The organism is Paenibacillus sp. 2TAB23 (genome assembly GCF_052115165.1).
GTDB lineage: Bacteria > Bacillota > Bacilli > Paenibacillales > Paenibacillaceae > Pristimantibacillus.
In genome coordinates this window covers 60,847-82,317 of the sequence record NZ_JBFRGD010000016.1, presented here as the reverse complement: position 1 = coordinate 82,317, position 21,471 = coordinate 60,847, and the positions used below count along the sequence as shown (strand labels likewise).

The 21,471-nt window shown below is 49.0% G+C and carries 17 protein-coding genes; 16 read left to right on the top strand and 1 reads right to left on the bottom strand.

Going from position 1 to position 21,471, the window contains the following annotated elements; translation table 11 throughout:
* Positions 1–245: 245 nt before the first annotated feature.
* From AB4Z29_RS21470 to AB4Z29_RS21455, 4 genes are all read left to right on the top strand, one after another.
* Positions 246–1,868: a family 10 glycosylhydrolase gene (locus AB4Z29_RS21470; RefSeq protein WP_441945038.1), complete on the top strand. Its 1,623-nt coding sequence runs from the start codon at positions 246–248 to the stop codon at positions 1,866–1,868.
* A 224-nt stretch (positions 1,869–2,092) separates the two neighbouring features.
* Positions 2,093–2,620 (top strand): TetR/AcrR family transcriptional regulator, encoded by a 528-nt coding sequence (locus AB4Z29_RS21465; protein ID WP_441945037.1) that lies wholly within the window; start codon positions 2,093–2,095, stop codon positions 2,618–2,620.
* 179 nt (positions 2,621–2,799) lie between these two features.
* The gene (locus tag AB4Z29_RS21460) at positions 2,800–3,402 is read left to right on the top strand and encodes a TetR family transcriptional regulator (RefSeq protein WP_441945036.1); all 603 of its coding nucleotides are present in this window, start codon (positions 2,800–2,802) and stop codon (positions 3,400–3,402) included.
* Between the two features lie 184 nt (positions 3,403–3,586).
* Positions 3,587–4,330, top strand: coding sequence for an SDR family oxidoreductase (locus AB4Z29_RS21455; protein ID WP_441945035.1), 744 nt, complete (start codon positions 3,587–3,589; stop codon positions 4,328–4,330).
* Between the two features lie 74 nt (positions 4,331–4,404).
* Here the strand turns inward: AB4Z29_RS21455 and AB4Z29_RS21450 are convergent, their stop codons facing one another.
* Positions 4,405–4,788 (bottom strand): SET domain-containing protein, encoded by a 384-nt coding sequence (locus AB4Z29_RS21450; protein ID WP_441945034.1) that lies wholly within the window; start codon positions 4,786–4,788, stop codon positions 4,405–4,407.
* Positions 4,789–5,279: 491 nt separating this feature from the next.
* On the opposite strand from AB4Z29_RS21450, the gene AB4Z29_RS21445 reads away from it, so the two are divergent.
* From AB4Z29_RS21445 to mglC, 12 genes are all read left to right on the top strand, one after another.
* Positions 5,280–6,281: a hypothetical protein gene (locus AB4Z29_RS21445; RefSeq protein ID WP_441945033.1), complete on the top strand. Its 1,002-nt coding sequence runs from the start codon at positions 5,280–5,282 to the stop codon at positions 6,279–6,281.
* Between the two features lie 37 nt (positions 6,282–6,318).
* A complete protein-coding gene (locus AB4Z29_RS21440) occupies positions 6,319–8,682 on the top strand; it encodes a response regulator (protein WP_441945032.1) in 2,364 nt (787 codons plus the stop codon).
* Between the two features lie 64 nt (positions 8,683–8,746).
* The gene (locus AB4Z29_RS21435) at positions 8,747–10,825 is read left to right on the top strand and encodes a PAS domain-containing protein (RefSeq protein WP_441945031.1); all 2,079 of its coding nucleotides are present in this window, start codon (positions 8,747–8,749) and stop codon (positions 10,823–10,825) included.
* The gene (locus AB4Z29_RS21430) at positions 10,797–11,174 is read left to right on the top strand and encodes a response regulator (RefSeq protein WP_441945030.1); all 378 of its coding nucleotides are present in this window, start codon (positions 10,797–10,799) and stop codon (positions 11,172–11,174) included. The genes AB4Z29_RS21435 and AB4Z29_RS21430 overlap by 29 nt, the downstream gene beginning before the upstream one ends.
* Positions 11,175–11,187: 13 nt before the next feature.
* Positions 11,188–12,213, top strand: coding sequence for an HD-GYP domain-containing protein (locus AB4Z29_RS21425; protein WP_441945029.1), 1,026 nt, complete (start codon positions 11,188–11,190; stop codon positions 12,211–12,213).
* Positions 12,214–12,463: 250 nt separating this feature from the next.
* On the top strand, positions 12,464–12,997 hold the full coding sequence (locus AB4Z29_RS21420; RefSeq protein WP_441945028.1) for a hypothetical protein: 534 nt from the start codon (positions 12,464–12,466) through the stop codon (positions 12,995–12,997).
* Between the two features lie 251 nt (positions 12,998–13,248).
* Positions 13,249–14,901 (top strand): response regulator, encoded by a 1,653-nt coding sequence (locus AB4Z29_RS21415; protein WP_441945027.1) that lies wholly within the window; start codon positions 13,249–13,251, stop codon positions 14,899–14,901.
* On the top strand, positions 14,901–16,649 hold the full coding sequence (locus AB4Z29_RS21410) for a cache domain-containing sensor histidine kinase (RefSeq protein WP_441945026.1): 1,749 nt from the start codon (positions 14,901–14,903) through the stop codon (positions 16,647–16,649). The genes AB4Z29_RS21415 and AB4Z29_RS21410 overlap by 1 nt, the downstream gene beginning before the upstream one ends.
* Positions 16,649–17,632, top strand: coding sequence for a substrate-binding domain-containing protein (locus AB4Z29_RS21405; RefSeq protein ID WP_441945025.1), 984 nt, complete (start codon positions 16,649–16,651; stop codon positions 17,630–17,632). The genes AB4Z29_RS21410 and AB4Z29_RS21405 overlap by 1 nt, the downstream gene beginning before the upstream one ends.
* 124 nt (positions 17,633–17,756) lie before the next feature.
* Positions 17,757–18,767 (top strand): galactose ABC transporter substrate-binding protein, encoded by a 1,011-nt coding sequence (locus AB4Z29_RS21400; RefSeq protein WP_441945024.1) that lies wholly within the window; start codon positions 17,757–17,759, stop codon positions 18,765–18,767.
* Positions 18,768–18,878: 111 nt separating this feature from the next.
* Positions 18,879–20,396: a sugar ABC transporter ATP-binding protein gene (locus AB4Z29_RS21395; protein ID WP_441945023.1), complete on the top strand. Its 1,518-nt coding sequence runs from the start codon at positions 18,879–18,881 to the stop codon at positions 20,394–20,396.
* Between the two features lie 30 nt (positions 20,397–20,426).
* Entirely contained in the window at positions 20,427–21,443 is a 1,017-nt protein-coding gene (mglC, locus tag AB4Z29_RS21390; protein WP_183566534.1) for a galactose/methyl galactoside ABC transporter permease MglC, read from the top strand.
* Positions 21,444–21,471 lie beyond the last annotated feature (28 nt).

Below are 21,471 nucleotides of genomic sequence, written 5' to 3'. Positions count from 1 at the left end.
TAAGACTCCTTTTCATGACTGCCTATTATTTCCCACTAAATAACAAAAGCATGTTTTGTTTGCCGCATAAAGATGATTCTTATGCGTAAATGTTAGCTTCCCGAAGCGGAGAAGTTTGTTGCCCATTCGTCTTCTATACATACAATTGCTCGTTAACTTGTTCATCGGCGCAACCTATGTCTAGCCGGAAGCGTCTAATTCCTGGAAGGGTACATAATGGGTAACCGGATAGGAGAATGAAGGTAATGAGGGCAAGGAAATGGACGTTTTGGCTGCTTTGCGCAGCTATTTGCATGTGTATAGCAGCTCCCGCTGCTGATGCGGCCGAGGCTGCAGTTATTCGAATTGTTCTGGATGGCAAAACGATAAAGAGCGACGTAGCCCCTTATATTATACCTGGGGTTAATGTAACGATGGTTCCGCTGCGCGTCATCAGTGAGGAATTGAAAGCGAGCGTGGAATGGAGCCAGGCAGATCAGCGGGCTACAATAACAAGCCGCGATGGCAAAACGATTCGAATGGTCAAAGGCGATACGGTCGCAACCGTGAATGGCGACATCGTAAGACTTGATAATACGGTACTCCTTAACAAGGGGCGGGTGATGGTTCCGCTTCGCTTCGTTAGCGAGGTGCTTGGCCTCCAAGTCAATTGGAACCAAAGCAACCGTACGATTACAATGCTCTCAGCCGCGGTTGATCATCCATCAGACGGCACTGTAACTCCACCCACTGAACCTGAACCGAGTCCAGGACCAGATGCGAACACAGGTATGCGCGGAGCTTGGGTGTCGACGGTGTACAATCTGGACTGGCCATCTGCGGCTTCTTATTTGAATCCTGTGAAGCAAATGGGAGAGTTCGTCAGCTTGCTGGATGATTTGCAAAATATGGGGTTGAATGCCGTGTTCGTACAGGTTCGTCCTGCAGGAGATGCGCTGTACCCATCCAAATTGGTCCCCTGGTCCAAATACGTAACAGGTGTTCAAGGCTTGGCGCCGACTTATGATCCGCTTGCCTTTATGATAGAGGAAGCTCATAAGAGGGATATGGAGTTTCATGCATGGTTCAACCCGTTTCGTGCTCATGTTGACGCGAAGACGGAATCGCTTGCTCCTACTCATGTTTCTAAGGAGCATCCGGATTGGATTGTGAATGCAGCCGGAAAGCTCTATATTAATCCCGGCATTCCTGAAGCGCGCCAGCATATTATTAACGCGATCATGGAGGTTGTGAACGGGTATGACGTGGACGGCGTACATCTTGACGATTATTTCTATCCGTCGAATGTCACTTTTGCCGACGATGTGACTTTTAAAACGTTCAACTCCGCTAAAATTCAATCGAAAGCAGATTGGCGAAGAGATAATATTAATGAATTCGTGCGGCAGCTGGGCGATTCGATTCATAAGGCTAACCCGCAGGTGGAATACGGAATAAGCCCATTTGGAGTGTGGCGGAACAAGGCCGTAGATAAAACAGGCTCGGATACGAAAGCAAGTATTACCGCGTATGACGATATGTATGCAGATGTTCGAACATGGATAAAGCAGGGCTGGATCGACTATATTACGCCACAGATTTATTGGAGCTTGTCGTTCAACGTCGCAAGGTATGACAAGTTGGTTGACTGGTGGGCGGAGGAAGTGAAAAGTACTGGCGTCGATCTGTATATCGGTCATTCGCCTTATAAGCTCGGAACGAAGGAGGCAGGCTGGCAAAGCGCGCAGGAAATGGTTAACCAACTGGAATATAATCGGAAATACACGGAAGTGAAAGGCGATGTGTTTTTTAGCGCCAAAGATCTTCGGAAAAACACATTAGATATTGTTAACGTGCTCCGGACCTATTATTCGGAGCAAGCGAAGTAAGCCTCTAACACGCAACAACGCCGAAGAGACGCGCACCGCCTGGAGTTATGCCAGTGGGGGCCGTCTCTTCTTTGCTTCGTAACCTGCGTGCGAGTATACGATTTGTATTCGGTATACGGAAATTAATATGCAGCCTAAGCTTGCAAAGAAAGCAATTATCACTTATTCTATGCTTAGTGATTGATCAATTACTAATTATGAAACAAACGAAGGTGGGATACAGGATGACGAAAGCATCTTCAACCTCTGCCAATCGCCGAACGGATATTGTGTCGGCTGCGATTGAGGTTTTCGCGGAGATTGGCTATTACCGTGCGACAACTGCGAAGGTGGCTGAACGCGCACAAATCTCACAGCCTTATGTTTTTCGGTTCTTTTCCACGAAGGAAGCGCTTTTGCAGGAAGCGTTAGAGGTGTCGTGGAGCCGGATTTTTGATGCCTTTCGTTCAGTTATCGCGACGACGGGGCCTGAACGGCTGGAGGAGGAGCTCGTTCAAGCTTATGTGAGAATAATGGACGGCTTCCAGAATGAGACCTTGCTGCAGATGCAGGCGCAGACTATCAAAGAAGAAGCAATCACCCAGACGATGCAGAATGGTTTTCGAGAAATACACCAAATCGTATACACAGCTTTCCAAAACGCAGGGCTTGAGCGGCCAAAAGATAAGACGCTTATTTTTCTCGCAAGAGGGATGTTATGCAATATTTCGCTGGCGCTGTCGTTGCCCGAATTAATGGCTGTGGATGAGTAAGCCAAGGATCGCTTGATCAACTAGATTCCATCATTACCTTTGAATGACTGATTACAAAGTATCAACATTGTCATCTGAATAGGCGAATGATAGTATAGAACCAAAGCGCTGAAGGGGGGAAACGCAGCATAAGGCCATGCTCTCTTGAGGGAGTTGGCGGTAATGATCTGCGGCCCATAATGACAAATGATTTACCGCTTAGCAAGGAACAAATATTAGACGCGGCTGAGCAGGTTCTCCGGCGCTTCGGCCCGGATAAAACCTCGGTGGTTGACGTGGCGAAGGTGCTCGGAGTCAGCCATGGAACGCTATACCGCCATTTCGCAAGCAAAGCCGTTCTTCGTGAAGCGGTCACAGAGCGATGGCTGCACCGATCAGTTGCCGCACCGCTTGAAGATATTGCAGCGCGCAAAGACGGGAGCGCAGCAGACAGGCTTCGACTATGGCTGGACACTTTAATTGCAGGCAAACGAAAATTTGCGGCTGAGGATGCAGAGATGTTCGCGATGTATGCCGAGGTTACCTTGCATGCGGTTGAGATTATTGCGTCGCATGTCGATAGATTAATTGGACAAATGGCCGTTATTATTGAAGAGGGTATAACAAAAGGGGAATTCAAGCCAGGCTCCTCCATGAAGACCGCGAATGCTATCTTTATGGCAACGTCCCGTTTTCATCATCCTGCGCATGCTGCGGAATGGTCCTCCGAGCATCCGAATGAGCAATTCGAGCTCGTGTGGGGACTGCTACTAGCGGGCATCGTATCATCGCATGAAAGTTAAAATAGAGTCCTTTTGATGGCAAACATCGAAGGGGCTTTTGTTTTTTACGCAATGGGAAAGATAGATGAAAAGGAATGGTATTAACTAGTGACAAATATACGATAATGTCACTTGATATTTGTTTGAATGGCGTATATAATCGATTTATGAACAGGAACAGGACACCCGAGGGGGAATGAATGAAATGGAACATAAATTGGCTGGCAAAGTAGCTTTGGTAACAGGCGCGTCGAGAGGGATCGGTCGAGAAATAGCTGAAGAACTGGCGCGCAGCGGCGCGAAGGTTGTCGTTAATTATGCGAGCAGCCCGGCGAAAGCGGAGGAAGTCGTTGCGGTAATTAAGGAGCAGGGAGGCGAAGCAGCAGCCATTCAAGCGGATATTAGCCGCGTAGCTGATATCGAGAAGCTGTTCCAGAAGACGCTCGAGACGTTTGGACAAATCGATATTCTCGTCAACAATGCGGGGGTCATGATTACAAAGCCGCTTGTCAGCATGACGGAGGATGATTTCGACAAGCAGTTCGCCATTAACGTGAAAGGAACCTATTTTGCATGTCAGCAGGCAGCGGTGCATATGAATGCGAATGGACGGATTATTAACTTCTCTACCTCGGTAAACGGCATGATGTTTCCGGCATACAGCGCGTATGCGGCAACCAAAGGTGCGGTGGAGCAGATTACGAGGCAGCTTGCGAAGGAGCTTGGACATAAGGGCATTACGATTAATGCGGTTGCGCCTGGTCCAATCAATACAGAGCTGTTTAAGGACGGGAAATCCGAGCAGCAAATTCAGAATATCGTCAACATGAATTCCCTAGGACGTTTGGGCGAGCCGGATGACATTTCCACCGTGGTGTTGTTTCTTGCAAGCGAGGAATCACGATGGATGACAGGGCAGACCGTTCGGGTAAATGGCGGTTTTGTTTAAAATTATAAGTCAGGCATGCGAATTGAAAAAACGAGGCTGTTCCGGATGTTTCCGGGATTAGCCTCGTTTTTTTGTTATTCCTTGCCCTCGTTGAACCAGAGCGGATCGTCGTTTTCAACTTCGCCATTGTAATTGATTAGAATTTCTTCTCCCGCAGCAATGTCCGTATGGGCAAAAAAGTCGACGGTATGGTTGTCGAAATTCAAATCATAATGGGCGTTAGGGGTGTAAGAATGGTTGAACAGCATGCCGTACCCGAGCAGAATGGCCGTATGATGCTCTCCGTATTCAAACACGTAATCAGCGAGCAGCGTTTTTTCTATGTGTTCATGCTGTTCATTCGGGAATGGAATGACGGGTGCCTCGTGAAATATAGTTCCTTGTGGTATGTCGCGTGTTGCAAATACGCCTCTATTGAATTCCCCATCGCTTAGCTTAGAAGATTTTACCTCAATCATGTTCATCACCTGCGCGTTCTATAGTCTAAGGAGCTCTCATCAAAAACAAGATTCGGACTCACCTAAGGTAATATAACAAGATAACGAAGAAATAGCCAGCAACAAGGAGATTCAAATGGGATAAGCTAGTTCTGAATGACGTGCAGATGGTGAAAAGAACGCGTTCGACATCGTTGAAATGCGTTATAATACCTTATAATCCCTTTTGTAAAGCGATGGTGCCGGCAGGTGCTAGAGAAGGTGAAAAGATTAGATTGCAAGTACATATGAATCTTATGCGTCATTTCCCTGCTGTTAGCTTCGTTGAAATGGAGAAATATCGATAGAAAACGCGGGATAACCGAGCTGTATACGGTCATCTATCAGATCAATAGCTGCTTAATGTGATGGTGAATAAGGAGCTGGCTCAGTTTCAGAATTGTTTCAGCCAATGGTTGTACAATCATAATGCGAAGATAGATTTTGAATCCATTTAGGAGGGTGTCTGGTTCATGCTAGATAGGAAGAACAGCTTCATGCTATGGTTTTCGGCTGCAGCCGTTTTGTTGAGCGTGATCATATTCCCGACAACACGAATGATGTATCCATGGCAGGATTTGCACGGCATGCTTACGCAACACGCTATGGGCGAGGTTATTCTAATAATCCTGCCTTTTATAAGCTTTATGCTGGCGTGCTCCGTGTTTTTAAAAAGAAAAGACCATAAGCTCTTGAAATGGCTGCATACATTAACGTTATCGTTTTCGAGCATCTCAATGATTAGCGGGAGCGGCGGGCACTCTGCCTACTACTTTTCTGTTTTTATCGTTATTGCCGTGATTGCTTCTTATGATGATATCCGGCTAATTCTTCTGACGAATGTTATTTTTACGATGCAGCATGCTGCAGGCTATTTCTTTTTTTCTGAAATTTTGCTTGGATCCGCGGAATATGAAGCCTCCAAAGCTTTCATACACATCGTCTTTTTAACCGCTACTTCGGTAGCGAAGATTTGGCAAATTCGATCCAAGCAGGCGATTACCAAGCAGCTTGAGAACGAAAAAAGAGAAAAGGAAGAAAAGCTGAATCAATTGCTTGAAGAGCTTCAGGGGCTTACCAAGCAAATCGGCAATACTTCGGACACGGTTCTGCGCGCCTCCTATCAAGCTGCTCATACGAATAAGCAGATGCGTTTTGTCTGTGAGGAAATGACCGGCGGTCTTGGCGATCAAGCTTATTCCATTGAGTTAATCGAATCGAATCTTAGCAAAATGAATCACGCGGTTCAAGCATCGAGCGACAGCATGGAAATGAAGATCCGCGTCAGGGACGGGGCATCGGGAGTGACCGCCGAAATGGTTGATATTGCTGCCGTGATCGAGGGAGGGATGGCTTCGCTTGAACAGCTCACGGAAGCCTGCGAGCGTCAGATTGAAGAGTCTGAGCAGGTTGATCAAGCCATTAGGCAGTTGAATCAATTATCGCTCGCGCTGCAGCAGCGTTTGCACGCTTAATCATAAAATGAAGGATCACACGAAAGGGGGGTACGCCATGAATCATCTTCATGGATCGCATGATACAACATTGGTAGCCGTTTCTTATCTCGTTGCCGTAGTTGCCTCTTATACCGTACTAGTGATGGTTGAGAGATTAAGCATAGCTAAAGAAGCACAACGATGGGGGTGGCTGCTGTTCGGCTCAATCGCTATGGGCATGGGAATATGGTCGATGCATTTCGTAGGGATGCTCGCATTCTCTTTGCCTGAGCCGGTCAGCTATGATTTGAGCATCGTTTTCGTTTCGGTATTGGCGGCCATTGCCGGTTCCTTTATCGCTTTGATTATCATCGGACGGCCAGAGCCCCGGTTCAAGCATGTGTTTTTTGGCGGCCTGCTGCTGGCGTCGGGCATATCGGCCATGCATTACATCGGAATGGCTGCCATGCGGATCAACATCGAATATGACCCCTTCTACTTCACGCTGTCTATTGTGATAGCCATTGCTGCGTCGATAGCAGCGCTTTTGCTGGCTATTTATTTCCGAAAGGCTGCAGGGAGCGCTGGCGAATGGATGAAGCTGGGAGCGGCGCTGTTAATGGGTGCTGCGATTGCCGGCATGCATTATACAGGAATGGCAGGGGCTCAATTCCATGTAATGGACGAATCAGCTCTGTCCACGGGCATAATGCTGAATCAGAAGTGGCTTGCGTACTACATATCAACAGGAACGCTCGTTACGCTCGCCCTATCCATTATCGGCATTTATATCTCGCGAAAATTCGCGTATAAGGATTCGGAGCTTCAGCAGAAGTCGGACGAAATTTATATGATGAATCAGGAGCTGCTTGCGTTAAATGAGCATCTGGAGGATTTGGTAGCGGTTCGGACAGAGCAGCTTGCGAAGGCACATGATGAGGCCATTCAAGCGAATCTGATCAAAAGCCAATTTCTAGCGAACATGAGCCACGAATTGCGCACGCCGTTAAACGCCATTATCGGATATAGCGAAATGCTTCAAGAGGAGGCAGAAGAGCTTGGCGAGGCCTCATTCGTAGACGATTTATCCAAAATCAGCAAAGCAGGAAACCATCTTCTGGCTCTTATTAACGATATTCTCGACATCTCCAAGATCGAGGCTGGCAAGATGGAGCTGCATCTGGAGAGCAGCAGCCTGCCGGACTTAATTCAGGATGTTTTGACGACGATCCGTCCCTTAGTCGAAGGGAAAGGCAACCAGCTTCAAACGATATGCGAGGAAGACGGGGAGATTCAAGCGGATGTTACTAAGCTGCGGCAGATACTGATTAACTTGCTTAGCAACGCCAACAAGTTTACAGAGGCTGGTTCAATTACATTCAACGTATATAAGGAAGCGAGGGACGGACAGTCTGGTTATGCTTTCCGTGTCCGGGATACGGGTATCGGAATGACGTCCGCTCAGCTTGCTAAGCTATTCCAGCCCTTTACGCAGGCGGATGCTTCTACGACGCGAAAGTATGGAGGAACAGGGCTGGGGCTTGCGATCAGCCAGCGCTTCAGTCAAATTATGGGCGGGGATATTCAAGTAGAGAGCGAATTTAGCGTTGGAACGACCTTTACCTGCTGGCTGCCAAGCTCTCCCTCTGATGCGCTTGTATCGATTCCGGCCCTGATCAAGGATGCTGCATCGCTTTCGCAGGAAGAGGCTGGGCATGTTAGCATCCTGCTCATTGACGATGAAGCGTTTAACCGTGAGTTAATGCAGCGTTATCTCGCCAAAACCGGCTGGAAGCTAGCCTTTGCCGAGAACGGGCCGGAGGGGCTGCGGCTGGCCAAAAAGCTTAAGCCAAAAGTAATTTGCTTGGATATACTCATGCCGAGCATGGATGGCTGGAGCGTGCTTGGCGCGCTTAAGAGCGATCCGGAGCTGGCCGAAATTCCGGTCGTCGTCTGGTCCATGACGAGCGACAGGCAGCTGGGATACACGCTTGGTGCCGCTGAGTTTCTGATGAAGCCGGTCCAGAGGGAGCAGCTGCTAACCGTAATGGACAAGTACGTTGCCAACCGTGAACAGCACTCGATTCTAGTTATCGAGGATGATATGTCGGCAAGCGAGCTTGTGGCAAGACTGCTGCGAAAAGAAGGATATGCCGTTAGGGAAGCCAGCAACGGCATCCTAGCACTGGCAAGCGTGGAGAAGGAAACACCCGCGTTAATATTGCTGGATTTGATGATGCCTGAGATGGATGGCTTTGAATTTATAGAAGAGCTCAGGAAGCAGGAGGCATGGCGGCGCATACCGATTGTTGTCTTGACGGCGAAGAGCATTACGCCAGAAGATGAACGGAAACTAAGCGGATATGTGAAAAACATCGTCCAAAAGGGAGCCTTTAATCCGCAGTCCTTGCTGGCTGAGATTAGGCCTTATCTTTCTTAGGCATGCATGATGGACGTAATAGTTGACTACATACCGGACAGCATGAGCTGGATAGGAGAAGCAGATGTTAACGGAACTTAAAGATGTGAAGCATGCATTATCGGCAATGGAGCTATCCTCCATTATCTCGATTACGAATGAAAATGGGATGATTACCTATGTGAATGATTGTTTTTGCGAGATTTCCAAATTTGACCGCAATGAGATCATCGGACAAAGTCATCATACGGTAAATTCGGGCTATCATCCCGCTGCCTATTTTCAAGACTTGTGGGAAACGATCAGCCAAAAGCTCGTATGGAAAGGAGAAATGAAAAACAGAGCCAAGGATGGCACCGATTATTGGATAAGCATGACGGTCATGCCGATTGTAAATGATCAAGGTTTTGTCTACCAATATGTTTCTATAGGCACAGATATAACGTCCCGCAAGCAAAATGAGAATAAACTGCTTCAGACCATGGAAAATTTGCATGATATTGAAAATGCGCTGGACGCTTCATCTATCGTGGCTATCACTGATGATAAAGGCGTCATCACATACATCAATGAAAAGTTTTGCGAAATTTCAATGTATGATCGCGCAGAGCTAATCGGCAAGACACATCGGGTCATTAATTCAGGGTATCATCCCAAATCCTTTTTCAAAGAGATGTGGGAGACGATTAAACAAGGGCAAGTCTGGAAAGGCGAGGTCAAAAACCGGGCCAAGGACGGCAGCGAATACTGGATGCATACAACCATTGTGCCTTTTCTAAATGATGACCGCCGCCCGCGGCAATTTATTTCGATCCGAACGGATATTACGGATCGGGTCAAAGCGGAGACAGCACTTGCCGAACGGACAAAGCAGCTGGCCAAAGCGCATGACGAAGCTATCAAAGCGAATATGATCAAAAGCCAGTTTTTAGCGAATATGAGCCATGAGCTGCGTACGCCGCTTAATGCGATAATCGGCTATAGCGAAATGCTTCAAGAGGAAGCAGAGGAGCTTGAGGAATCTTTTTTTGCAGAGGACTTGGCCAAGATCAACAAAGCAGGCAATCACCTGCTCGCCTTAATCAATGATATTCTGGATATATCCAAGGTTGAGGCAGGCAAGATGGAGCTGCATCTAGAGACATACAGCTTGCCCGATTTGATTCAAGACGTGATGACGACGATTCGGCCGTTGGTAGAAAGCAAAGGGAATAAGCTTCTAACTGACTGCAGAGATGTGGGAGACTTCACTTCCGATGTGACTAAGCTTCGGCAAATTCTCATTAATTTGCTAAGCAACGCCAATAAATTTACCGAAGCAGGCTCCATTGCATTCGATATATATAAGGAAGCTAGAGGAAACCGTTTCGGTTTCGCCTTCCGTATAAGAGATACGGGAATCGGGATGACGCCGGATCAGCTGGAGAAGCTGTTTCAACCCTTTACGCAGGCGGATGCTTCAACGACGAGGAAATATGGCGGTACCGGTCTGGGGCTTGCGATCAGCCAGCGCTTTAGTCAAATCATGGGCGGAGATATAAGCGTAGAAAGCGAGTTTGGCATTGGTACGACCTTCACTTGCTGGCTCCCTAGTACGCTTCCCGAGACGGGCGCTGTGGAAGTGTACGATGAGGAGATAGAAGCTATACAGGCGCTGGCGCTGAAGAGCGATTCCGAATTGGCAGCCATTCCCGATGTCATCTGCTCCTTGGGTGAGGGCTCAAAGTCTAGCCGTACGCTTGGTGCGGCTGAGTTCCAGATAGAACCGATTCAGAGAGAATCGTTGATCGCCGTTATGAATCAATTTGCTGTAAACCGCGCGGAGCATACCGTGCTGGTCATTGAGGATGATCAGGCGGCAAACGAGCAAGCTGCGAGACTGCTTCGCATGGAAGGCTATAATGTATGCGAAGCGCGGAACGGTGTCATTGCGCTGGCTTGCATGGGGAGGGTAAAGCCTTCGCTAATTGTGCTTGATTTATTGATGCCGGGAATGGATGGGCTTGCTTTCATAGAGGAATGGAGAAAGCATGACAAGTGGAGCCCGATTCCAGTCATACTCTTGACGGAGAAGTACATGGCGCCGGATGATAGGCAAAGCAAGAAGCACAAGCCAGCGAAAGGAGGACCGCTTTATGTACAAGATATTACTAGTAGAGGATAACGAGATGAACCGGGATATGCTGAGTCGGAGGCTGACCCGCAAAGGATTTGTGGTTATTACGGCTAACGATGGTCAGCAGGGCGTTGAGCTAGCCGAGTCTGAACGTCCCGACCTTGTGCTGATGGATATGAGCTTGCCTGTCATGGATGGTTGGGAGGCTACCCGGTTTCTCAAAAGCTCAGAGCAGTTGAAGGCCATACCCGTTATTGCACTGACTGCGCATGCGATGGCCGGAGATGACGAGAAAGCCTATCAAGCAGGCTGCGACGACTTCGATACGAAGCCGGTCGTGCTGGACCGATTGCTAAGTAAAATGAATCAACTATTGACTACTGAGAGCATTAACTGAACGGAGGACGAACGTGGCTCAAGCTGCTCCGAACCAAGCCAAAATTTTAATTGTAGACGATCAGGAATATAATATTAGCTTGCTCGAGCGAATTCTCGGCAGGGCTGGTTTTGTGCATGTGTTCAGTACCGTTGATCCGCATCAAATTCTGCAGCTGCTGAAGGACAACGATCCAGATATCATTCTGCTGGATCTGCATATGCCGGGAATGGACGGCATCGAGGCGCTCAAGCTGATTCGGGAGCAGACGGGGCAGGACAACTATTTGCCAGTACTCATGCTGACCGCGGACGTCACGCCGAAGGCCAGACAAGAAGGCTTGCAGGCAGGCGTGAATGATTTCCTAACAAAACCATATGACCGTACAGAGGTTATTCTGCGCATTAATAATTTACTCAAAACGCGTGAGCTTCATAAACAGCTCCAATCCCATAACGCTTTGCTGGAGGAGCGGGTCAGGCAGCGTACGGAACAGCTGCAGCAGGCCCAGCTGGAAATTCTGGAGCTGTTCGGGCGTGCTGCAGAGTATCGTGATGATATGACAGGCATGCACACGCAGCGGGTAGGGCAAATGTCGAGCCGCATCGCGATCCGCTTAGGCCTGCCCGAATGGCAGGTTGAGCTTATTGCAAGAGCAGCGCCACTACACGATATTGGGAAAATCGGCATACCCGATCACATTCTGCTGAAGCCAGGCCGCTTCGAGCAAGACGAGTTCGAACAAATGAAGCAGCACACCTTGATCGGCGCAAGCATATTGGAAGGCAGCTCCTTCGATGTGCTGAGGATGGCGGAGGTCATTACGAGGTCGCATCATGAGAAATGGGATGGAACGGGTTATCCGCAAGGCTTAAAGGGAGAAGAAATCCCCATTGAAGCGCGTATCGTAGCACTTGCCGATTTCTATGACGCGCTCACTCATGAAAGGCCTTATAAAAAAGCATGGACCTCGCTTGAGGCGATTGCGGAGGTTGAGGCCCAAAGCGGTCATCATTTCGACCCTCAAATTGTAGAGGCATTTCTTCATGAGATTCTTTAGCACTTGCCATCATAATATCTCTAATAAGAACAGCCCGTGGATATTCCGCGGGCTGTTCTTATCGTTTCTGCCTTATAATCGGAGTCCATGCATACCCCACAGGTGTCGTCGTTAAATCTGTCTGCCGATTGGGCAGCAGCAGGAATGGATTGGAGGTGCGTTTCATACGCTCATTGAGGGGTAATAGATAGGAGGGTCGTACATTTGATCAGACACCAAGCAGCCTAACTGTGAAGAGGGAGTTGACGTCTTGAAAAAGAAAATGTGGAGTCATGCGGTTATGTCATTCGCACTGGTCATGGCATTAGGGGCGTGCAGCAATGCCGCAGCAGAAAATAATTCAAGCGAGCCGAATGGCGAAAACATGCAAGAAACATCATCTAATAACGCTGTCGGCCAAGCAGCTGATCCTGCGGTGAACGGGAACGAAACGAGTGTATCCGATACGACTGGAGCGGAGAAGGTTCCCGCGTATTTGCCTAAGGATTTTCCGCTGCCGCAGGATGCGGAGATTACGACGGCGCATTCCTCGGAGACCGATGGCAAAAAGTCGGTATTGCTCATTTTTTCAACGAAAGAGAGCATGACATCCGTTACTAAAACGTACAAAGACTATTTTGATGCGCAGGAACTGGATGAGGCAGGACAGACCATAGATGATAACAATCTCATTTTTCAAGGCATAAATGCCGAGAAAAAACATAGCTGGTCTATGATCGGCGGCCCGCTAGCTTCCCCTCAAGAAGATATTGTTCAGTTGACGGTGACTTGGACAGAACTCTAAAGTGTCTCGTTGACGTACCTATACAAGATGACCGATGATCCTGTGTGAAGGAGATCGGTCTTTTCTTCGTGCAACGAAACTCGTATGTTTAGTTGATTGTATTTGCATAATAAGGAAATCGATCAGCAAAGGATACCTTGATCAAAGGTTTCTGTATGTACAATAGTGAAATCTGTGGCAAAATGAGAATTGGCGGGATGCAGGCAGCAGGCCTGCGCCATGGTCATAGCAAGCTTTTTAGGGGGAGCCAAATGTATAAGCTGCTGCTCGTTGACGACGAGTCGGAAGTAACGGAAGGGTTAATGATTGAGATCGATTGGGCGGGCTGCGGCTTCACGGAGGTCAGAACAGCCGGGAACGGCAAGGAAGCGATGGAATTATTCGAAAAGATGGAGCCGGATGTGCTCATTACCGATATTAGCATGCCTTATATGAACGGACTCGAGCTGTCGGAATGGGCTAGAAAGACGTATCCGATTACGAGAATCGTTATTTTATCCGGTCATGATGAGTTCGAATATGCCAAGCAAGCGATTCATCTGCAGGTGGACGCTTACGTTTTGAAACCGTTCTCAGCGGAGCAGCTAACCCATACCGTTGTGGAGGTAGCGAGGCGGATGGACGAGGAACGCGAACAGCGGAGCAATGTCGAGCTGCTGGAGGAGCACTACCGTACCAGCTTGCCCATCGTTCGGGAGAAGTTTTTATCCTCTTTAATAACGCGAAAGCAGCCGCATCTTGATATTGCGGAGAAAGCTAGGAAGTATGGCATGCAGCTAGAGGGGGAGGGCTATGTGGTATCCATTATTTCGGTGCATCATTCGGACGAGCAGGCGGAACAGAATGGCGCCAAGCCATCGGTATCCTTGGCATCGTCGACGGATTTGGACCTGAAGCTGTTCTCAGTCAGCAACATTGCGAGCGAAATATGGGCAAGGCATGAGCTGGGCAAAGTATTTATCCATCAGGATCAGGTCGTCTTGTTCACGGTAAGTCCGGATGGCGATCAAGCGCAGATGATGGAGGACACGCAGACCGCATTGAAGGAAATTTTGCAAAGCATCGAACGGTTTTTACGGTTCCCTGTCATGATCGGAGTTGGCACCTTCACCAGAGAGCTCGGCAACTTGAAATATGCCTATGAGGCCGCGATGGTGGCGTTGGATTATCGGCGGATACTTGGCAGCAATATGATTATTTGCATTGACGATATGGAGAAACGCGTCCAGGAGAAGCTGCTTTTCGATGAATCCAAGGAGCGGAGCTTGATCAGTGCGGTGAAGCTTGGCACGGAGAAGGAGCTTGAGGAGGTCATTGATGGGCTTTTTGACGAAATCGCGCGTGTGCAGGCTTCTGTTCCCGACTACCAGCATTATTTGCTGGAGATGGTGACCGCGATCATTAAGCTGACTAAGGTGCTCGAAACCGATGAAGAGGACATCCTCGGCGGAGGATGGGGCATTCTAAACCAATACCAGAAGTTGAATAGCCCGCAAGAGACGAAGATTTGGTTCGGAGAGATGTGCGCTAAAGTAAGAAGAAGCATTGCGAGCCGCAGACAGCATACCTACAAACAGATTGTGGAGGACGCGATCAGTTATACAAAAAGTCATTTCCATGAGAGCGATCTGTCGATTGCGAAAGTATGCGGGCAGCTGCATGTCAGCGCGGGCTATTTCAGCGGTTTGTTCAAAAAGGAGCTGAAGCTTACGTTCGGTGCTTATTTGCTTCAGCTGCGAATGGAAGAAGCGAAGGAGCTGCTGCGCACGACGGAGCTGAAAGCTTTCGAGATTGCCGAGAAGGTCGGATTCGCTGATCCTAATTATTTCAGTCTCAGCTTTAAGAAATATGCCGGCGTATCCGCTAAGGAATATCGAAGCAGTCCGGCGGAGAAGGAGGAGTAATGCAGCGCAGAAGCATTCAATTCATTTTAACGGTGTCGTTCACGCTGTTCTCCATCTTTATTATTTTGATTGTCAGCGTTCTTCTATTTGGACGCTTCTCGGCAACCGCGCAGGACAACGCTTTTCGCAATTCGCAGCAAATCGTCGATCAAGTCAGCTATAACCTCGAAAACTATGTGGAGGTCACATCCGATTTGTTCAATATGATGCATCATGCGCTCGGTCAAAGCGAGAATGTGGAATCGGATGTGATGCGTCAGCAGCTGGAGTCGATGATGTCGACGCGGACCGATACGGTATCGCTAGCCCTCTTTGACGATAAGGGACAGCTGCTGCTGGACTTGCCGAACGTTGAGCTGAAGGAAACACTTCGAATCTCAGAGGAAGGTTGGTTCCGCAGCGCGATGGATACTACCGGTCATCTATCGATTTCGCTGCCCCATGTTCAGAATCTGTACAAGCAGCAGTACAGGTGGGTCGTATCCATGAGCAAAAGCATTACCGTCCAGCATAACGGCAAGCAGGTGAATGGCGTGCTGCTGATGGACGTCAATTTCAGTACGATCGATGAACTGTCCGAGCGCATCAGCTTGGGGAAGAAGGGCTATGTGTACATGCTGGATGAATCGGCTGGCAATATCGTGTATCATCCGCAGCTTGAGCTCATTTATGCAAACCTGAAACAAGAAAATGTCGAGCTCGCGCTCAAGCATACGTATGGCAGCTTTATTGATGAAACGTCCGAGGAAGCCAAGATGATAAGCGTTCAAACCATCGGCAACGTAGGTTGGAAGGTAGTTGGCGTGTCCTATATGGATGAAGTCATGACGACAAGCTGGGAGCTGAACGGCTCGATGGCGAAGCTCCTCATCGCGTTAGTGCTCATTGTATTCTTGCTGTCGAGTTTAGTGGCACGTCGTATTTCGAGGCCGATCAAACGGCTTGAGCTCTCTATGAAAAGCGTGGAACGCGGTGACTTCGATAAAGCGGTCAGCGATGAGGGGCCGCTTGAAATCAAGCATCTTGCCGATCGATTCAATACGATGATGGGTACGATCAAGCAGCTTATGGTCCGAATCGTGTCGGAGCAGGAAAGCAAACGGAAGTATGAGCTGGAGGCGCTGCAGGCTCAGATTAATCCCCACTTCCTGTACAACACGCTCAATACGGTCGTACGTATGGTCGGCATGAACAAGAATGAAGAGGTCATTACGATGATTACGGCGTTGTCCAAGCTGTTCCGGATCAGCATAGGCAAAGGAAAGAGCCTCATAACGATTGCCGATGAGATGGAGCACGCACGCAACTATCTCATTATCCAGCAGATGCGGTTCAAAAATAAATTCGATTACTCCTTTAATTTGCAGGAAGAGGCGCTGGTTCATCCGACTTTGAAGCTTATCGTTCAGCCGCTTATCGAGAATGCGCTGGTGCACGGGATCGAGCCTTCCGTGGACAAAGGGCATATTGCCGTGTCAGCACGGCTGGAAGGCAGAGAAATCGTGATTCGAATTAAAGATGACGGGCTTGGCATGTCGGAGAAGCAGCTCTCGCAGATACAAGCGGGAACGGTTGTAAGCTCGAAGGGCTCGGGCGTCGGCATTACCAACGTACAGGAACGAATCAAGCTTTACTTTGGGGACGCTTACGGTCTGCAGTTCGAGAGTGAGCTTGAAGAGGGAACAACGATTACGATTAGATTCCCTGCCCTTATGCCTAATCAAATCGACGGAGGGGAGCAGTTCTAATGGCGAAGCACAAAAGCATGATTATAAGCTGGCTGCTCTTCCTCGTGGCCTTATGTTTGCTGTATTCCGCGCTTTATCCAGGCTCCGAGGAGCCGCAGCAGGAGGAGGCTGGCAAAACGATTCAGCTCATTCTCCGCACAAGCAAGGGTGACTATTGGAAAAATGTCACGATGGGTGCGCAAGCAGCGGTAAAAGAATTCGGCATTACGCTGCACGTATCCGCACCTGCCGATGAAGGGGATATTGACGGGCAGCTGCAGACAGCGATGCAGTCACTGGAGACAACGCCAGATGCCATTGTGCTCGGAGCGAATGCAGACTCTGCATTCGAGCCGTTTCTACTCGAAGCTTCCAAACGCCATATTCCGGTTATTGCGATAGACAGTCTGCTCACATCAGGCGAAATTGCTTCTTATATCGGTGCGGACAATTACCTTGCCGGGAAGGAAGCGATGCGCGAGATGGCTGATCGCCTCGGTGGTAAGGGAGATGTAGCCATTATTGCCTTCAGCAAAGGCGGCATTAACGGGAAGCTGCGAGAAAAAGGGATCCGTGATGCGGTCAAGGATTATCCAGGGGTTCGGCTCGTAGACGGCCAGTTCTGTTCCGATGAATATGGTGCCTGCCAAGCAGCTGTCAGAGGCATGCTGGATAAGCAGAAGCTGGACGGGCTATTATCACTGAATACGGAGACATCCATCGGTGCCGCGCTCGAGCTGAAGCACAGACTAGCTGGGGAGAAGATTAAATTGGTTGGTTTCGACAGCTCCTCCGAGCTGCTGGAGCTGCTGCAGGAAAACCAGCTTCAAGCGTTAATCGTCCAAAATCCGTTCAGCATGGGCTACCTCAGCGTCAAGCACGCCTTGGAAGCCGCCTCAGGGAATAGCGTTCCTGACCAGATCGAAATAGGGATGGAGCTCATCACCGAGGAGAATATGTTCTGGCTTAAAAACCAGAAGCTGCTGTTCCCTGTCGTGCAATGAAGGGGATAAAATGCAAAACAGATGAGGATATTAATAAAACAGATGAGGATATTACATGTGAATCTCCTGTGATGTGAGACATAATAAAGCAGTAGTTAATTCATCCACCAGGGGGTCAATAAAAATGAAAAAGTGGACAGCAGCGCTCGTTATTGGAGCATTGGCAGTGACGGCAGCAGGTTGCGGAAACGCAAACGGAGAGGGAAGCACTAGCGGCTTGCCCAAAGCAGGTGTCGCCATTTATAAATTCGACGATACATTCATGAGCGGCGTGCGCAACGCCATCGAGACAGCGGCAGAAGGTAAAATGGCAGTAGACATCGTAGATAGCCAAAACTCGCAGCCGACGCAGAATGATAAAGTTGATTTGTTCATTACGAAAAAAGTAAAAGCGATGTCGGTTAACCCGGTTGACCGTACGGCAGCTGGCATTATTATCGATAAAGCGCAAAAAGCAAACATTCCGGTCGTATTCATTAACCGCGAGCCGCTTGCCGATGATTTGGCGAAATGGGATAAAGCGTTCTTCGTAGGTGCCAAAGCGGAAGAGTCCGGCACGATGGAAGGCGAGATCGTAGCCGAGTACTGGAAAGCTCATCCCGAAGCAGATAAAAACGGCGACGGCATCCTGCAATACGTGATGCTGAAAGGCGAACCAGGCCACCAAGACGCTGAGCTTCGCACGAAGTTCTCCGTTCAGGCGATTCAAGACGCAGGCATTCAAGTCGAGAAGCTGGCTGAAGATACAGCAATGTGGGACCGCGTGAAGGGCCAAGAGAAAATGGCTGCATTCCTGTCTTCCAAAGGCGACAAAATCGAAGCGGTTATCGCGAACAATGATGATATGGCGCTTGGCGCAATTGAGGCGCTTAAAGCTGCGGGTTATTTCAAAGACAATAAATTTATGCCGGTTGTCGGCGTAGATGCTACGGATCCGGCACAGCAAGCTTTGAAAGAAGGCACGCTGCTTGGAACGGTATTGAACGATGCGGCTAACCAAGGTAAAGCAACGGTTGAGCTGATGAGCGTACTGGCTGCAGGAGAAACACCGACTAAAGATAATACAGGCTTTGAAATCACGGACGGCAAATATGTATGGATTCCGTACAAAAAAGTAACGGAAGCTAGCAAATAATAAGCTGGAACAACATGGATGAACGAGAGCAGGGGAATAACGTCACTTGCGTTGCCCCTGTTTTTTTTCGCCCATTTACGCAAAACGGGCTCGACAAAAGGAGGCTATACAATGGCAAAGCAGCATCCTTATTTGCTAGAAATGAACGGGATTACGAAGACGTTTCCGGGTGTCAAGGCACTGGACAATGTAACGCTCAAGGTACGTCCCGGTACGGTTCATGCGCTTATGGGAGAGAATGGCGCAGGCAAATCTACATTGATGAAATGCTTGTTTGGTATTTATAAGCCGGATGCCGGCGAAATTTATCTGGATGAACAAAAGGTTGATATTAAAAACTCGAAGGACGCATTGAATTTTGGCGTTTCGATGATCCATCAGGAGCTTCATCCCGTACCGCAGCGCAGTGTGATGGAGAACATTTGGCTTGGCAGATTCCCGGTAAAGGGCATCCCGCCTTTCCGGTTCATAGATCATAAAAAGATGTACCGCGACACTGTGGCGCTGTTCGAGGATCTGAACATGGGGATCGACCCTAACCAGCTGGTAGGCGAATTGTCGGTTTCCAAAATCCAATCACTTGAAATTGCCAAAGCGGTATCCTTCAATTCGAAAATCATCGTCATGGATGAGCCGACCTCCTCGCTTACGGGCAATGAGGTAGAACAGCTGTTTGCAATCATTAATAAGCTGCGTGCACGCGGCGTGTCGATTATTTATATTTCTCACAAGATGGAAGAGATATTGCGCATTTCAGACGACGTAACCATTATGCGCGACGGCAAATATATCGGAACCTGGCCAGCCCCGGAGCTGACCATTGATACGATTATTACCCGTATGGTTGGACGCGATCTGTCGGAGCGTTATCCGGAGCGCACAAACGTTCCGGGCGAAGTCATGCTGCGGGTAGAGGGACTGACTTCACCGCATGCGCATTCGTTCAAGGACGTATCGTTCGAGCTTCGCAAAGGCGAAATTCTCGGGATCGGCGGCCTAGTCGGCGCGCAGCGCACGGAGCTTATTGAAGCACTGTTCGGGCTAAGGTCGGTGAAGTCAGGCTCCATCTATAAGGATGGCAAGCCGATTGTGATCAAATCGCCGATTGATGCGAAGAAGCACAAAATCGCCTTGTTGACGGAAGAACGCCGCGTTACGGGGATATTCCCGGTCTTGTCCGTGAAGGAGAATACGGCGATCGCCAACCTTGGCATGTATCAGAACCGTTTTGGCTTCCTGAATGAGTCGAAGATGAGGGAAGAAGCCGTTAAAGGCGTCGAGAAGTTCAAGACAAAGACGCCGTCAGTCGATCAATTGATCCGCAATCTGTCGGGCGGCAATCAGCAGAAGGTGCTGCTGGCACGCTGGCTGCTGACGAACCCTGATATTTTGCTGCTTGATGAACCTACGCGGGGCATCGACATTGGGGCCAAATATGAAATATACAGCATTATTATCGAGCTTGCTAAGCAAGGGAAAAGCATCATCATGATTTCGTCTGAGATGCCGGAGCTGATCGGTATGTCAGACCGCATCATGGTGATGTCGGAAGGACGCTCCACCGGCATTCTCGAAAGCGACACTGCAACGGAGCAAAGCATAATGCGGTTAGCTGCACAGACAGGCTAAGATTAATGGATTTGAAGGAGGTTGAGACAAATGGAAGCTGCTAAAAGCATGAAAATTAAACACGCATTCTCACAAAACGCCATCTGGATCGTGCTTGTGGCACTGATTCTTGGCATCGCCATCATAGATGCTAACTTTTTGTCCATTACAACACTGAGAGATATGCTGATTCAATCCTCGACCCGGACGATTATTGCGCTCGGAGCCGCGTTTGTACTTATTACAGCAGGTACGGATTTGTCTGCTGGACGGGTTGTCGGCCTAAGTGCCGTCGTATCGGCATCTATGCTGCAAATGCCTGACTATGCGAGCAAGTTTTTCCCGAACCTGCCGCAGCTTTCGCTGATTATTCCGATTGCGATCGCGATCATTGTGGGTCTGCTCGTCGGTTTGCTTAACGGCGTAATCGTGGCAAAGTTTAACGTTCCGCCTTTCATTGCGACGCTCGGTACGATGGTCGCGGTCTATGGCGCGAACTCGCTTTATTTCGATATGCCGCCCAACAACTCACAGCCGATCGGCGGCTTGCGCAAGGACTTTACGGAAATCGGCACAGGCGCTATCGGCGGCGGTCAGTTCTCGATACCGTACATCGTGCTTATCGCGATATTCGTCGCTTTTATCGTATGGGTCGTGTTCAATAAAACGCGCCTGGGCAAAAACATGTACGCCATCGGCGGCAACATCCAGGCAGCGCATGTATCCGGAATTAACGTAGCGCGCAATCTAATGTGGATCTATGCGATTGCCGGCGCTTTGTACGGCTTGGCCGGCGTGCTCGAAGCAGCACGTACAGGCGGTGCATCGAACAACTATGGCAACATGTACGAGCTTGACGCGATTGCGGCTTGCGTAGTCGGAGGCGTATCCACTACGGGCGGAGTAGGGCGCGTGAAAGGCATCATCGCAGGCGTGCTCATTTTCACCGTCATTAACTATGGCTTGACGTATATCGGTATCAATCCAAACTGGCAGCTGATTATCAAAGGCTTAATCATCGTAGTTGCCGTTGCATTCGATATCCGCAAATATGTAGCGAAGAAGTAAGCAGCGTAAGAAGCGGTAGCCAAGAGCT